This window comes from Pantoea sp. XAF26B01_ASV70, assembly GCF_054512635.1.
The window spans coordinates 3,536,307-3,551,627 of sequence record NZ_CM137251.1 but is presented as its reverse complement, the minus strand read 5'-3'; the positions used below and the strand labels follow the sequence as shown (position 1 = coordinate 3,551,627).

Below are 15,321 nucleotides of genomic sequence, written 5' to 3'. Positions count from 1 at the left end.
TCGTTGATGTAATAAACGGATTTCGTCCTGCTCCCTGAGGGGAACAAGGCGACGCATCATATTCAGCGTTGTGGCAGCGTTCTTTGATCCCGACAGGGCCAAAGGTAAAAATTTTTTTTTGGTTTAGCCCTTGATGCGCATCGAAGCGGCCCCATTTACTTGTCATCGAGCGTTGTGAACGTTGGAAAAAAAGCATGTGCTGGCAGTTGAATGCAAACAACCCGCCCACATAAAAGGTTCACAACCCAAATTGGCAACGAATTTAAGTGGGAGATGTTTAGATGGGTAAGATTATTGGTATTGACCTGGGTACAACCAACTCTTGTGTTGCGATCATGGATGGCACTAAAGCACGCGTGCTGGAAAATGCCGAGGGCGATCGCACCACGCCTTCAATTATTGCGTATACACAGGATGGCGAAATTCTGGTCGGTCAACCGGCTAAACGTCAGGCAGTGACCAACCCGCAGAATACCCTGTTCGCAATTAAGCGTCTGATCGGTCGTCGCTTCCAGGACGAAGAAGTACAGCGTGATATTAAAATCATGCCGTACAAAATCACCGGCGCTGACAACGGCGACGCATGGCTGGAAGTGAAAGGTCAGAGAATGGCACCGCCGCAGATCTCTGCTGAAGTGCTGAAGAAAATGAAAAAGACCGCCGAAGATTACCTCGGTGAGCCAGTGACTGAAGCGGTTATTACCGTACCTGCTTACTTCAACGATGCGCAGCGTCAGGCAACCAAAGACGCCGGCCGTATCGCAGGTCTGGAAGTCAAACGTATCATTAACGAACCGACTGCTGCTGCACTGGCATACGGTCTGGATAAAGGCCAGGGTAACCGCACCATCGCGGTTTATGACCTGGGTGGCGGTACCTTCGATATCTCAATCATTGAGATCGACGAAGTTGACGGCGAAAAAACCTTTGAAGTTCTGGCGACCAACGGTGATACCCACCTGGGTGGTGAAGACTTCGATAGCCGCCTGATTAACTATCTGGTTGCTGAATTCAAGAAAGACCAGGGCATCGATCTGCACAACGATCCACTGGCGATGCAGCGTCTGAAAGAAGCGGCAGAGAAAGCGAAAATCGAACTTTCTTCTGCACAGCAGACCGACGTTAACCTGCCATATATCACGGCAGATGCGACCGGTCCTAAGCACCTGAACATCAAAGTGACCCGCTCTAAACTGGAGTCACTGGTTGAAGATCTGGTTGCTCGCTCAATCGCGCCACTGAAAGTTGCGCTGCAGGATGCGGGTCTGTCTGTTTCAGACATCAACGACGTCATCCTGGTGGGTGGTCAGACTCGTATGCCACTGGTTCAGGCCAAAGTGACTGAGTTCTTCGGTAAAGAGCCACGTAAAGACGTGAACCCGGACGAAGCGGTCGCGGTTGGTGCTGCGGTTCAGGGTGGTGTACTGGGTGGCGACGTGAAAGACGTGCTGCTGCTGGACGTTACCCCGCTGTCACTGGGTATCGAAACCATGGGTGGTGTGATGACTTCGCTGATCAGCAAGAACACCACCATCCCAACCAAGCACAGCCAGGTCTTCTCGACTGCTGAAGATAACCAGTCAGCCGTGACCATTCACGTGCTGCAGGGTGAGCGTAAGCGCGCCAATGACAACAAGTCACTGGGCCAGTTCAACCTCGACGGTATCCAGAACGCGCCACGCGGTCTGCCGCAGATCGAAGTGACCTTCGACATCGATGCGGATGGTATCCTGCACGTGTCAGCGAAAGATAAGAACAGCGGTAAAGAGCAGAAAATCACCATCAAAGCCTCTTCAGGTCTGAGCGATGAAGAGATCCAGAAAATGGTGCGTGATGCGGAAGCGAACGCTGAATCTGACCGCAAGTTCGAAGAGCTGGTACAGACGCGTAACCAGGGCGATCAGATTGCCCACAGCACGCGTAAGCAGCTGGAAGAAGCGGGCGACAAACTGTCAGCTGATGACAAAGCGCCAATCGAAGCCGCTCTGGCCGCGCTGGAAACTGCGCTGAGAGGCGAAGACAAAGCGGAAATCGACGCCAAAATGCAGGCGCTGATGGAAGTGTCCGGCAAACTGATGGAAGCGGCACAGCAGTCTCAGGCGGGTGCAGCGGATGCCGGTGACGCGTCAGCGAAGAAAGATGACGACGTTGTCGATGCTGAATTCGAAGAAGTGAAAGACAACAAGAAATAATTGCCCCTGACCGGGCGCGACGGTTGGCCTGACAGCCGTTGAAACCAGCACGGGCGTAGGAGATCTCTCCACGCCCGTGCGATCATGTTAAGGGCTAAATAAACATGGCGAAGAGTGATTACTACGAGATTTTAGGCGTCGCCAAATCCGCGGACGAGCGTGAAATCAAAAAGGCTTACAAACGCCTGGCAATGAAATTTCACCCGGACCGTAATCCCGGTGACAAAGAAGCCGAAGCCAAATTCAAAGAGGTCAAGGAAGCGTACGAAATCCTGACCGATGCGCAGAAGCGTGCGGCCTACGATCAATATGGTCATGCAGCCTTTGAACAGGGCGGTATGGGTGGCGGTGGATACGGCGGCGGCGGCTTTGGTGGCGGCGGCGCAGACTTCAGCGATATCTTTGGCGACGTGTTCGGTGACATCTTTGGTGGTGGACGCCGTCAGCGCGCATCCCGTGGCGCCGATTTACGCTACAACATGGAGCTGTCGCTGGAAGAAGCGGTACGCGGCGTGACCAAAGAGATCCGCATTCCAACGCTGGAAGAGTGTGACGTCTGCCACGGCAGCGGCGCGAAAGCGGGAACGCAGCCACAAACCTGTTCAACCTGTCACGGTGCAGGCCAGGTGCAGATGCGCCAGGGCTTCTTCACCGTTCAGCAGGCCTGTCCGACCTGTCATGGTCGCGGCTCGGTGATTAAAGATCCGTGCAACGCCTGTCATGGTCATGGCCGCGTTGAGAAGTCGAAAACGCTGTCAGTGAAAATCCCGGCAGGGGTCGACACCGGCGATCGCATTCGTCTGAGCGGCGAAGGCGAAGCGGGCGAGCAGGGCGCACCAGCAGGCGATCTCTACGTTCAGGTCTCGGTGAAGAAACACCCGATCTTCGAGCGTGAAGAGAACAATCTCTACTGTGAAGTGCCGATCAACTTTGCGATGGCAGCGCTGGGCGGTGAGATTGAAGTACCGACCCTGGATGGTCGCGTGAAGCTGAAAGTGCCGTCAGAAACTCAGACCGGCAAGCTGTTCCGCATGCGCGGACGTGGCGTGAAATCTGTGCGTGGCGGCGCGGTCGGCGATCTGCTGTGTCGTGTCGTGGTGGAAACACCGGTCAGCCTGAATGAGAAACAGAAAGCGCTGTTGCGTGAACTGGAAGAGAGTTTTGGCGGCCCGAGCGGCGAGCATAACAGCCCACGCTCCAAGAGCTTTTTCGACGGCGTGAAAAAATTCTTTGATGATCTGACTCGTTAAGTCTGCCTGATAAAAAGCGGAGCTCCGGCTCTGATGCCAGTCAGTTAAGCGACAGGTGATAACGCAGTCTGGTGCCGCGCAGGGGCTGGCGGTCCTCGCGCCGCTGCGCGGTTCCTTCACTTCATTCCTCTGCCTGACGGACCGGCGGGGATGGCACATCCTGTGCCGCCCCGCCTTTCGCCCGCGTCCTGCGGGCTCTCCTGGCAGACTCATTCTGTTCAGCGCTGCGGATTACCTGCCCCTGCCCGACCCCAGCCTGCTCTGAAACTTCAGTGTGTAGTGTTAAAAAGGGCACGAGAGTGGAGGCCTGAGCGCCTCTGCTGCTGAAAGGGCTATCCGCAGCGCTGAGGCGTGACGGCGGGCCAGAAGTCCACGCCGGGAAGCGTGGACAGTTCGGGGCCGGCCAGGGAGGGCCGATCCCCGAACGGTTCGTCGGCACGCCGTCAAAGCCGAAGGTACCGCGTGAGCGGCGCGAGGACGGCCCGGCAGCAGCAGAGGTGCTCAGGCCCGCACTGCGGCTCGCTCGCCCGGAAAAAAAGCTGCCACGTTTGACCGTGACAGCCTTTACAAATCTAATCTTAACTGACCAGCATTGGAGCCCCGGCTCCGCTTTTTTTTACTTTAAATCCCCTGCCTGTGATGGCTGCATTATCTCTCCCTTACCGCAGCACTCATAAAAATGTCGACGTTTACTGCTATTACTGCTCGGCGAAACCGAGCATATAGCGCGGTATAAGCTGCTTTTAACGAACTATATGAATCGTTACACTGTTTAACATTCTGTCTCTGCTCAGGAAGATGAACGTTGAACAAGCCGCGCAAATTAAAAAATCTGCTAAAAAGTTTTATTGAAAGTGATGCCAGCAATGGCGTGATGTTGATCGTGGCGGCGGTCGCGGCGATGATCCTCGCCAATACGGCCGCTACCGCCCAGGGTTACCAGGCGTTGCTGAATGAACCGGTACAAATCCGCTTCGGGGCGCTGGATATCAGCAAAAACTTGCTGTTGTGGATCAACGATGCGCTGATGGCGCTTTTCTTTCTGGTTATTGGCCTGGAAGTAAAGCGTGAGTTGATGGTCGGCGAACTTGCCAGCCGTGACAAGGCTATCTTCCCGGTCATCGCGGCAATAGGCGGCATGGCGTTACCCGCTCTGATCTTCCTGCTTTTCAACCATGGTGATGAGATTGCACGTAACGGCTGGGCCATTCCTACCGCAACCGATATTGCTTTTGCGCTGGGTGTGCTGGCCCTTCTGGGCAGCCGTGTTCCTGTTGCGCTGAAAGTCTTTCTGATGGCACTGGCGATTATTGATGACCTGGGTGCCATTGTGATTATCGCTCTGTTCTATACCAGTGACCTCTCAGTGCTCTCCCTGTGCGTGGCTGCAGGCGCAATTGTCGTGCTGGCACTCCTGAACCGCTTTAACGTCCGTAGAATCTCAGTCTACATACTGGTGGGTATCGTACTCTGGACCGCCGTGCTGAAGTCGGGCGTCCACGCAACCCTGGCTGGCGTCATTGTGGGCTTCTTCGTGCCTCTGGAGAAGAAAGAGGGGCACTCCCCGGCGGAACATCTGGCGCATGGTCTGATGCCGTGGGTGAACTGGATGATTCTGCCGCTGTTTGCCTTTGCTAATGCCGGTATCTCACTTGCTGGCATTACGCTGAGTGATGTCCTCTCGCCTGAACCGTCAGGCATCATCTTCGGCCTGTTAATCGGTAAGCCATTAGGCATTACGCTCTTCTGCTGGCTGGCGGTAAAACTGCGGCTGGCAGTATTACCCAACGGCACAACCATACGCGATATTATGGCGATTGGTGTGCTGTGCGGAATTGGCTTCACTATGTCAATTTTTATCAGTTCGCTGGCCTTTGATGCCGCGCATGAACAGCTGGTGACCTTTTCTAAACTGGGCATTCTGACCGGCTCTCTGCTTTCAGCCGTCATCGGCTATACGCTGCTGCGAATTAAACTGCGCTAATGGAGAGGAGGCGTAAGCCTCCTTTTTTCTATGAATCAGCTCAATTTCAATCATCTCTACTACTTCTGGCACGCCTGCCGTGCGGGATCAATTACGGCGGCAGCAGAGGCACTCTCCCTGACGCCACAGACCATTACCGGGCAGATTAAGGCACTGGAGGAGCGCCTGCAGGGCAAGCTGTTCCGGCGTCAGGGACGGGGCCTGGTACCGACGGAGCTGGGGCAGCTGGTTTTTCGCTATGCTGACCGCATGTTTATGCTGAGTCAGGAGATGCTGGATATTGTGAATTACCGCAAAGAGTCTCATCTGCTGCTGGATGTTGGCGTGGCAGATGCGCTCTCAAAGCAGCTGGTCAGCAAGGTGCTGGAGACGGCGGTGGTCGCAGAGGAGAAAATTCATCTGCGCTGTTTTGAATCGACCCACGAAATGCTGCTGGAGCAGCTCAGTCAGCATAAGCTGGATATGATTATTTCTGACTGCTCCATCGACCCCACCCAACAGGAAGGGCTGTTTTCGGTGAAGCTGGGGGAATGCCCGATCAGCTTCTGGTCAACCCAGCCGCTCAGCGATCTCTCTTTTCCGGCCTGCCTGGAGACGCGTCCCCTGCTGATTCCGGGGCGCCGCTCCATGCTGGGGCGCAAAATCCTCAACTGGATCAGCACCCAGGGAGTGCAGGTGGAGATTCTCGGTGAGTTTGATGATGCGGCACTGATGACGGCGTTTGGTGCGCGACAGAATGCGATTTTTGTCGCGCCTTTGCTGGAGATGGGTCAACGTGAGGGGATATATGAAGTCGGGCGGCTCGACGCGGTATCAGAGGAGTATCACATACTCTTCGCGGAGCGGATGATTCAGCATCCGGCGGTGCAGCGACTCTGTCACGCAGACTTCAGCGAACTCTTTCCCCGCCAGGGTACAGACGAAAAAAAACCGGCGTAAGCGCCGGCTTTTTTAACAAAGCGATTAACAACAGGCGATTAAGCCAGTTTGTTGATCTGTGCAGTCAGGTTAGACTTATAACGTGCAGCTTTGTTCTTGTGGATCAGACCTTTAGCAGCCTGACGGTCCACGAGTGGTTGCATTTCATTGAATGCGTTCTGCGCAGCAGCTTTGTCGCCTGAAGCGATCGCCGCGTATACTTTCTTAACGAAGGTACGCATCATAGAGCGGCGGCTAGCGTTATGCTTACGGCGTTTCTCAGATGTTACGGCGCGTTTCTTAGCTGATTTGATATTAGCCAAGGTACAACTCCCAAATGTGTTCTATAGAGACAAATCAAAGGCCGAGGACTATGCCCTTCTAACCTGATTTTGTCAATGGATTTGTGCAAATAAGCGTCGCCCTGAGAGCGGCACTCGGTTACGTATTTGATGGCGCAGGATTCTACCAGCTTCCCCTCGCTGAATACAGTATTTCGCGACAAAATTCTTAACATGCGCTTCTGCAACAGGAAATGCAGCGCCTAAAGCATGAAAGGCGTGCTGACGGGTTAACCTGAGTCGCTTTCAAGGGTATAATCCGCCGATTTCCACCGGTTTGGGCCAGCCATGAAGTTTATCCGCGGTATTCATAATCTTAACGAGCAGCATCGCGGCTGCGTTCTGACCATTGGTAATTTCGATGGCGTGCACCGTGGGCATCAGGCGCTGATGTCGCGGCTGTGTGAAGAGGGACGTAAGCGTAATCTGCCGGTGGTGGTCATGGTTTTTGAGCCACAGCCGTTGGAGCTGTTTGCCGGTGACAAAGCGCCGGCTCGTCTGACGCGTCTGCGTGAAAAACTGCGATACATGGCGGAAGCCGGCGTCGATAAAGTGTTGTGCGTGCGGTTCGACCGTCGCTTTGCGGCCTTGTCCGCCCAGCGTTTTATCAGTGACCTGTTAGTCGAAAAGCTGGACGTAAAGTACCTTGCGGTAGGCGATGATTTCCGCTTCGGCGCTGGTCGCCAGGGTGATTTCCTGTTATTACAGAAAGCCGGTGCGGAGTACGGCTTTGAGGTCGTCAGCACCGAAACCTTCTGTGATGGCGGTAAGCGAATCAGCAGTACTGCCGTGCGTCAGGCGCTGGCCGTGGATGATTTAGCGCTGGCGCAGTCGCTGCTTGGTCACCCTTTCACTATTTCCGGCCGCGTTGTGCACGGTGATGCACTGGGACGCACGCTGGGTTTCCCCACGGCGAACCTCCCTTTACGCCGCAGCGTCTCGCCGGTGAAAGGGGTTTATGCGGTGGAGGTACGGGGTCTGACGCCCGAGCCACTGCCAGGCGTCGCCAATATCGGCACCCGTCCGACCGTAAAAGGTTTACGCCAGCAGCTTGAAGTTCACCTGCTCGACATCAATATGGATCTCTATGGTCGTCACATTGATGTGGTGCTGAAACAGAAAATACGAAACGAGCAGCGCTTTGCCTCACTGGAGGCGTTGAAAGAACAAATTGCGAACGATGTGGTAACGGCCCGGCAGTTCTTTGGGCTGCTTTAACCTGAGCGAAAAACGGAATCGAGAATCTGATGAGTGACTATAAATCTACCCTGAATTTGCCGGAAACGGGATTCCCGATGCGTGGCGATCTGGCCAAACGCGAACCGGGAATGTTGCAACGCTGGTATGCCGACAATCTGTACGGCATCATCCGCGAAGCCAAAAAAGGGAAAAAAAACTTTATCCTGCATGATGGCCCTCCGTATGCGAACGGCAGCATTCATATTGGTCACTCCGTTAACAAGATTCTGAAAGACATTATCGTTAAGTCGAAAGGCATGGCGGGTTATGACTCGCCGTATGTGCCGGGCTGGGACTGTCACGGTCTGCCAATCGAACACAAAGTTGAGCAGATGATCGGCAAGCCAGGCGAGAAAGTCACCGCTGCTGAATTCCGCGAAGCGTGCCGCAAATACGCCGCGGAACAGGTTGAAGGCCAGAAGGCGGACTTTATCCGTCTGGGTGTGCTGGGCGACTGGGATCGCCCTTACCTGACCATGGATTTCGGTACCGAAGCCAACATCATTCGTGCGCTGAGTAAAATCATCGGCAACGGCCACCTGCACAAAGGCGCGAAGCCCGTGCACTGGTGCCTGGATTGCCGTTCTGCCTTAGCAGAAGCGGAAGTGGAGTATTACGACAAAACGTCACCGTCGATTGATGTGATGTTCAACGCCATTGATGCCGACGCGGTGCGTCAGGCGTTTGGTGTGGCACAGGTTAATGGTCCGATTTCACTGGTGATCTGGACGACGACACCGTGGACGCTGCCGGCTAACCGCGCCATCTCGTTAAACGCGGAATTTGAGTATCAGCTGCTGCAGATCGACGGTCGCGCGCTGATCCTGGCAAAAGATCTGGTCGAGAGCGTGATGAAGCGCGCGGGCGTCAGCGAATGGCAGGTACTGGGCGAATGTAAAGGCGCGGCGCTGGAGCTGCAGAAATTCCAGCATCCGTTCCTGGCGCTTGAGTCGCTGGTGGTACTGGGCGATCACGTCACCCTGGAAGCGGGTACCGGTGCAGTCCACACGGCACCTGGCCACGGCCCGGATGACTATGTTATCGGTCAGAAATATGGCATCGAAACCGCTAATCCGGTCGGACCGGATGGCCGCTATCTGCCAGGCACCTATCCGACGCTGGATGGAGTCAACGTCTTTAAAGCCAACGACATGATCGTTGAGCTGCTGAAAGAGAAGGGCGCGCTGCTGCACGTTGAGAAACTGCTGCACAGCTACCCGCACTGCTGGCGCCATAAAACGCCGATTATTTTCCGCGCCACGCCGCAATGGTTCATCAGCATGGATCAGAAAGGATTGCGTGCGCAGTCGCTGAAGGAGATCAAAGGCGTACAGTGGATCCCGGACTGGGGCCAGGCGCGTATCGAATCGATGGTGGCGAACCGTCCCGACTGGTGTATCTCTCGTCAGCGTACCTGGGGCGTACCGATGGCGCTGTTCGTTCATAAAGAGAGCGAAGAGCTGCACCCGGACACGCTGGCGCTGATGGAAAAAGTGGCGCAGCGCGTTGAGCAGGAGGGGATTCAGGCCTGGTGGGATCTCGATCCGCGCGAGCTGATGGGCGACGATGCCGATCATTACGTAAAAGTGCCGGATACGCTGGATGTCTGGTTTGACTCCGGTTCAACCAGCTATTCCGTGGTTGATGCGCGTCCGGAATTTGACGGACATGCGCCTGACCTCTATCTGGAAGGGTCCGATCAGCATCGCGGCTGGTTTATGTCCTCGCTGATGATCTCCACGGCGATGAAGGGCAAAGCGCCTTATCGTCAGGTACTGACACACGGTTTCACCGTGGATGGTCAGGGCCGCAAGATGTCGAAATCGATCGGTAACACGGTTGCGCCGCAGGATGTGATGAACAAACTGGGCGCCGATATTCTGCGCCTGTGGGTGGCATCAACCGACTACTCGGGCGAAATGGCGGTCTCCGATGAGATCCTTAAACGTTCTGCCGATGCCTATCGCCGCATCCGTAACACCGCGCGTTTCCTGCTGGCTAACCTCAGCGGCTTTAACCCGGCTACCGATCTGGTGAAACCGGAAGAGATGGTGGTGGTGGATCGCTGGGCCGTCGGTCGCGCTCAGGCGGCACAGGCCGATATCGTTGCCTCTTACGAGAACTACGATTTCCACGAAGTGATCCAGCGTCTGATGCAGTTCTGTTCAATTGAGATGGGCAGCTTCTATCTCGACATCATCAAGGATCGTCAGTACACCGCGAAAGGCGATGGCCTGGCGCGTCGCAGCTGCCAGACCGCGCTGTGGCATATCGTCGAAGCGCTGGTACGCTGGATGGCACCGATCATGTCCTTTACGGCGGATGAGATCTGGGGCTACCTGCCGGGCGAACGTGCGCAGTATGTCTTTACCGAAGAGTGGTATCAGGGGCTGTTTGGCCTGGCTGAAGATGAAGCGCTGAATGACGCCTACTGGGCTGAGCTGCTGAAAGTGCGTGGCGAAGTGAACAAGGTGATCGAGCAGGCGCGTGCGGATAAACGTATCGGTGGCGCACTGGAAGCAACGGTCACGCTCTATGCCGATCCGGAGCTGGCGGCTAAACTGCAGGCGCTGGGTAATGAGCTGCGCTTTGTGCTGCTGACCTCTGGCGCACAGGTGGCTGATTACGCCCTGGCGAACGACGAAGCGCAGCAGAGTGAGCTGCTGAAAGGTCTGAAAATCGCGCTGCACAAGGCGGAAGGCGAGAAATGTCAGCGCTGCTGGCATTACACTACCGACGTCGGACAGAATCCTGAGCATGCTGAGGTCTGTGGTCGTTGTTACACTAACGTAGCCGGTGACGGCGAACAGCGTGAATTTGCCTGATGCGTAAACCTATTTTATCAACCGGATTGCGCTGGCTGTGGCTGGTGCTGGTGGTGATTGTTGTCGACTTCGCCAGCAAGCAGTGGGTGATGAACAACATGATGCTGCATGAAACCCAGCCACTGATGCCCTACCTGAACCTGTTCTACGCGCACAACTACGGCGCGGCGTTCAGTTTCCTGGCGGACAAAGGCGGCTGGCAGCGCTGGTTCTTTGCCGGTATTGCGCTGGCTATCGTGATCTCACTGGTCGTGATGATGTATCGTAATCATGCCAGTCAGAAGATCGCTAACATCGCGTATGCCCTGATCATCGGCGGCGCGATAGGCAATCTGTTTGATCGCTCATACCATGGCTTTGTGGTCGATTTTATCGATTTCTATGTCGGTAACTGGCACTTCGCTACATTTAATATCGCTGACTGCGGCATCTGTATCGGTGCTGCATTGGTGGTGCTGGAGGGCTTTTTCAGCCCGAACGGCAAACAGGCTAAACAGAAAGGGTAAGTGATGACTGAGTCCGTACAGCGCGAAAGCGCGGTGTTGGTGCATTTTACGCTGAAGCTGGAAGATGGCTCGACGGCGGAATCGACCCGTGCAAACGGCAAGCCCGCGCTGTTCCGTCTCGGTGATGGCAGCCTCTCTGCGGCACTTGAGCAGGCACTGCTGGGGCTGAAAGCGGGTGAAACTAAACAGTTTACCCTGGAACCGGACGACGCCTTTGGCGGCGTCAGCCCTGACCTGATCCAGTATTTCTCGCGTCGGGACTTTATCGATGCGGGTGAGCCGGAAGTGGGAGCCATCATGCTGTTCAGCGGCATGGGCGGCAGTGAAATGCCTGGCGTGATCCGTGAAATCTCTGGTGACTCTATCACTGTGGATTTCAACCATCCGCTGGCAGGTCGTCGTATTCAGTTTGATGTAGAGGTGCTGGAAATCGATCCCGCACTGGAGGCCAACGATGCAAATCCTGTTAGCTAATCCGCGCGGCTTCTGCGCTGGCGTTGATCGTGCCATCAGTATTGTTGAGCGCGCGCTGGAGATGTATGGCGCGCCAATCTATGTCCGTCACGAAGTGGTGCATAACCGTTACGTGGTAAACAGCCTGCGTGAGCGTGGTGCCATCTTCATTGAAGAGATCAGTGAAGTGCCGGATAACGCGATTCTGATCTTCTCTGCGCACGGTGTTTCTCAGGCGGTGCGTGCCGAAGCCAAAGCGCGCAATCTGACCATGCTGTTTGACGCCACCTGTCCGCTGGTGACCAAGGTGCATATGGAAGTGGCTCGCGCCAGCCGTAAAGGCGTTGAGGCAATACTGATTGGTCATGCAGGTCATCCGGAAGTTGAAGGCACCATGGGGCAGTACAACAACCCTAATGGCGGCATGTATCTGGTGGAGTCACCGGAAGATGTCTTCAGACTGACAGTAAAAGACGAAAACAATCTGAGCTTCATGACGCAGACCACGCTCTCTGTGGATGACACCTCTGACATCATTGATGCCCTGCGTCAGCGTTTCCCGGCGATCATCGGGCCGCGTAAAGATGATATCTGCTACGCCACCACCAACCGTCAGGAAGCGGTTCGTACTCTGGCTAAAGATGCGGAAGTGGTGCTGGTGGTGGGGTCGAAGAACTCCTCTAACTCTAACCGTCTGGCTGAGCTGGCTCAGCGTGCCGGTAAGCTGGCGAAGCTGATCGACTCTGCGGATGATATTCAGGAAGAGTGGGTAAAAGGCGTGGCCTGCATCGGCGTCACCGCAGGCGCGTCAGCGCCCGATATTCTGGTGCAGCAGGTGATCCAGCGGCTGCGTGAACTGGGCGGCGAAGCGGCAATTGAGCTGATTGGCCGTGAAGAGAATATTGTCTTCGAAGTGCCCAAAGAGCTGCGTGTCGAAGTGCGTAACGTGCAGTAACTCATCGATATTACTGATAAAAAGGCCGACTCTGTTCGGCCTTTTTTGTTTTTTGAATCTGACAAAAAAAGTCGTTATTTGCTGCGGTGATTGCTTTTACTGATAATCACGGGCGGCTGGCATAAAATTCTTATTATCACGGATTAATAGTGGCGTGACTGTTAACTCATCGTTAACCTGATGACGCTTTGGATGCATAGTTTTGTTTTAGGAATGAATAAATATGAACACAATCCGCATTGCTATTGTGGGCGCGCCGGGCCGTATGGGCCGTAATCTGATTCAGGCGACGCAGCAGGCAGAAGGCGCAGAACTGGGTGCGGCACTGGCTCGCCCGGGCTCATCGCTGACCGGCAGCGACGCTGGTGAATTAGCGGGCATCGGAAAAAATGGCATCATCATCGCTGACGATTTACGCGCGGTGATTAACGATTTTGATGTGCTGGTCGACTTCACCCGCCCGGAAGGCACGCTGGAGTATATGGCGATCTGCCGTGAGCAGGGCAAAGCGATGGTGATCGGCACCACCGGTTTTGATGAAGCAGGCAAAGCGGCCATTCGGGCCGCGGCGGAAGATATCCCTATTGTATTCGCCGCTAACTTCAGCGTGGGGGTTAACCTGGTGCTGAAGCTGCTGGAGAAGGCTGCCAAAGTGATGGGGGAGTATGCGGACATTGAGATCGTTGAAGCGCACCACCGCCATAAAGTGGATGCGCCCTCCGGAACCGCGCTGGCGATGGGTGAGGCGATTGCCGATGCGATGCAGTGGAAACTGGATGAGCATGCGGTCTATACGCGTGAGGGCCACACCGGCGAACGCCAGCCGCAGAGCATCGGTTTTGCGACAGTACGCGCGGGCGACATCGTCGGTGAGCATACTGCGATGTTTGCAGATATTGGCGAGCGCGTAGAGATAACCCACAAGGCTTCAAGCCGTATGACCTTTGCAAATGGCGCGGTTAAGTCCGCTTTATGGTTGAAAGATAAGAAATCTGGCCTGTTTGATATGCGGGATGTGCTGGATTTGTCGATGTTGTAAGTGTTGTGAACCATCGTGATGTGGTTGTTTCAATCGATAATCGCTTGATTGAAAAGGGGCAATGTTTTCATTGCCCTTAATTTTACCTTAAATGTGCCTTCCCGATATAAAAGTTAGCTCTGACTTCTTTTTTTGCCTGTTTTCTTCATTTATTTGCTCTGCCGGATGCTGTTTTTGACCATTTGGTCAAAAATAAAGGCCGCGCTGCTTCTGTTTTGCTTTTACGCTGCCTGGCAAACGATTATTCCGCCGAGTTTTCCTCTCTTTTTGCTGCTTATGCCCGTTATTTTCCTCAGAAGGCAGATAAGGGTGAAAAAATCCCGCCGCAGGGTAGACAATGGCCAGGGCGATCATTAGAATGCGCGCAATTTGCCAAAAATCGACAATTCAGGCGGTTTTTGCATTGATTCAGGCGGCTATTTTGAATTAATATGCAGATATTGTGACTGTTTATTCCCTGGAGGATGTTTTGATTAAGTCAGCGCTCTTGGTTCTGGAAGACGGAACCCAATTCCACGGTCGGGCCATCGGGGCAACAGGGTCGGCAGTGGGAGAAGTCGTTTTCAATACCTCAATGACCGGTTATCAAGAAATCCTCACTGATCCTTCCTATTCCCGCCAAATCGTTACTCTCACTTATCCCCATATCGGTAATGTCGGCACCAATGCCGCCGACGAAGAATCCAGCCAGATTCATGCGCAGGGCCTGGTTATCCGTGACCTGCCGCTGATTGCCAGCAACTTCCGTAGTGAAGAGGGCTTATCCGCCTACCTGCAGCGCAACAACATCGTGGCGATTGCCGATATCGATACCCGCAAGCTGACGCGCTTGCTGCGTGAGAAAGGTGCGCAAAACGGCTGCATCATTGCGGGCGATAATCCGGATGCCGCGCTGGCGCTGCAAAAAGCTCAGGCGTTCCCGGGACTGAAAGGGATGGATTTGGCGAAAGAGGTCTGCACCACTGAGACCTACAGCTGGCAGCAGGGCAGCTGGACGCTGGAGGGAGGGCTGCCAGAGCAGGCCGACGCTGAATCACTGCCTTACCATGTGGTGGCTTACGATTACGGTGCCAAGCGCAACATTCTGCGGATGCTGGTCGATCGCGGCTGTCGTCTGACCGTCGTTCCGGCACAGACGCCTGCGGAAGAAGTACTTAAGCTTAATCCGGATGGCATCTTCCTCTCCAACGGTCCTGGCGACCCGGAGCCGTGCGACTACGCCATCAGCGCAATTCAGGCCTTCCTGAAAACAGAGATCCCGGTGTTCGGAATCTGTCTGGGTCATCAGCTGCTGGCGCTGGCCAGCGGGGCTAAGACCGTGAAGATGAAGCTGGGCCACCACGGCGGCAACCATCCGGTGAAAGATCTCGATAACAATCGCGTGATGATCACCGCGCAGAACCACGGTTTTGCGGTCGATGAGAACAATCTTCCCGCTAACCTGCGTGTAACTCACATTTCGTTGTTCGATAAAACCGTGCAGGGCATTCACCGCACTGACAAGCCCGCATTCAGCTTCCAGGGACACCCGGAAGCCAGCCCGGGCCCAGGCGATGCTGCGCCGCTGTTTGACCACTTTATTGAATTGATTGACGCATTCCGTCTGCAAGCGAAGTAAT

At 54.8% G+C, this 15,321-nt stretch carries 13 protein-coding genes; 11 read left to right on the top strand and 2 right to left on the bottom strand.

The genetic code is table 11. The features are described 5' to 3' along the window. Positions 1 to 281: 281 nt before the first annotated feature. The 4 genes from dnaK (at position 282) to nhaR (ending at position 6,365) form a co-directional block, all read left to right on the top strand. Positions 282 to 2,192, top strand: coding sequence for a molecular chaperone DnaK (dnaK, locus tag ACX8ZY_RS16770; RefSeq protein ID WP_010253698.1), 1,911 nt, complete (start codon positions 282 to 284; stop codon positions 2,190 to 2,192). 104 nt (positions 2,193 to 2,296) lie between these two features. Continuing rightward, complete coding sequence (gene dnaJ, locus ACX8ZY_RS16765; RefSeq protein ID WP_010253699.1) at positions 2,297 to 3,442, top strand: molecular chaperone DnaJ; 1,146 nt, start codon at positions 2,297 to 2,299, stop codon at positions 3,440 to 3,442. A gap of 805 nt (positions 3,443 to 4,247) precedes the next feature. Then, complete coding sequence (gene nhaA / locus ACX8ZY_RS16760) at positions 4,248 to 5,426, top strand: Na+/H+ antiporter NhaA (RefSeq protein ID WP_010253702.1); 1,179 nt, start codon at positions 4,248 to 4,250, stop codon at positions 5,424 to 5,426. Positions 5,427 to 5,456: 30 nt separating this feature from the next. Beyond that, positions 5,457 to 6,365: a transcriptional activator NhaR gene (gene nhaR, locus ACX8ZY_RS16755; RefSeq protein WP_033770947.1), complete on the top strand. Its 909-nt coding sequence runs from the start codon at positions 5,457 to 5,459 to the stop codon at positions 6,363 to 6,365. A gap of 38 nt (positions 6,366 to 6,403) precedes the next feature. Here the strand turns inward: nhaR and rpsT are convergent, their stop codons facing one another. Next, complete coding sequence (gene rpsT, locus ACX8ZY_RS16750; RefSeq protein WP_008925553.1) at positions 6,404 to 6,667, bottom strand: 30S ribosomal protein S20; 264 nt, start codon at positions 6,665 to 6,667, stop codon at positions 6,404 to 6,406. Positions 6,668 to 6,973: 306 nt separating this feature from the next. Here rpsT and ribF point away from each other — a divergent pair, with 306 nt between their 5' ends. The 6 genes from ribF to dapB all read left to right on the top strand — a co-directional run bounded on the left by ribF (position 6,974) and on the right by dapB (position 13,702). Beyond that, positions 6,974 to 7,903, top strand: coding sequence for a bifunctional riboflavin kinase/FAD synthetase (ribF, locus tag ACX8ZY_RS16745; RefSeq protein WP_010253714.1), 930 nt, complete (start codon positions 6,974 to 6,976; stop codon positions 7,901 to 7,903). A 29-nt stretch (positions 7,904 to 7,932) separates the two neighbouring features. Then, entirely contained in the window at positions 7,933 to 10,749 is a 2,817-nt protein-coding gene (gene ileS / locus ACX8ZY_RS16740) for an isoleucine--tRNA ligase (protein ID WP_421665097.1), read from the top strand. Beyond that, positions 10,749 to 11,255 carry a signal peptidase II gene (lspA, locus tag ACX8ZY_RS16735; RefSeq protein ID WP_010253719.1) on the top strand — a complete coding sequence of 169 codons (507 nt, stop codon included), beginning with the start codon at positions 10,749 to 10,751 and terminating at the stop codon, positions 11,253 to 11,255. Before ileS ends, lspA begins: the two co-directional genes overlap by 1 nt. 3 nt (positions 11,256 to 11,258) lie before the next feature. Further along, positions 11,259 to 11,729, top strand: a complete 471-nt coding sequence (gene fkpB / locus ACX8ZY_RS16730; protein WP_010253720.1) for an FKBP-type peptidyl-prolyl cis-trans isomerase — start codon at positions 11,259 to 11,261, stop codon at positions 11,727 to 11,729. Beyond that, on the top strand, positions 11,710 to 12,663 hold the full coding sequence (ispH, locus tag ACX8ZY_RS16725; RefSeq protein WP_010253724.1) for a 4-hydroxy-3-methylbut-2-enyl diphosphate reductase: 954 nt from the start codon (positions 11,710 to 11,712) through the stop codon (positions 12,661 to 12,663). Before fkpB ends, ispH begins: the two co-directional genes overlap by 20 nt. Positions 12,664 to 12,886: 223 nt before the next feature. Next, entirely contained in the window at positions 12,887 to 13,702 is an 816-nt protein-coding gene (gene dapB / locus ACX8ZY_RS16720) for a 4-hydroxy-tetrahydrodipicolinate reductase (protein WP_010253726.1), read from the top strand. 186 nt (positions 13,703 to 13,888) lie between these two features. On the opposite strand, the gene ACX8ZY_RS16715 is transcribed toward dapB, so the two are convergent. After that, positions 13,889 to 14,056 (bottom strand): hypothetical protein, encoded by a 168-nt coding sequence (locus ACX8ZY_RS16715; protein WP_160166498.1) that lies wholly within the window; start codon positions 14,054 to 14,056, stop codon positions 13,889 to 13,891. A 115-nt stretch (positions 14,057 to 14,171) separates the two neighbouring features. On the opposite strand from ACX8ZY_RS16715, the gene carA reads away from it, so the two are divergent. After that, entirely contained in the window at positions 14,172 to 15,320 is a 1,149-nt protein-coding gene (gene carA, locus ACX8ZY_RS16710; protein ID WP_010253731.1) for a glutamine-hydrolyzing carbamoyl-phosphate synthase small subunit, read from the top strand. Position 15,321 lies beyond the last annotated feature (1 nt).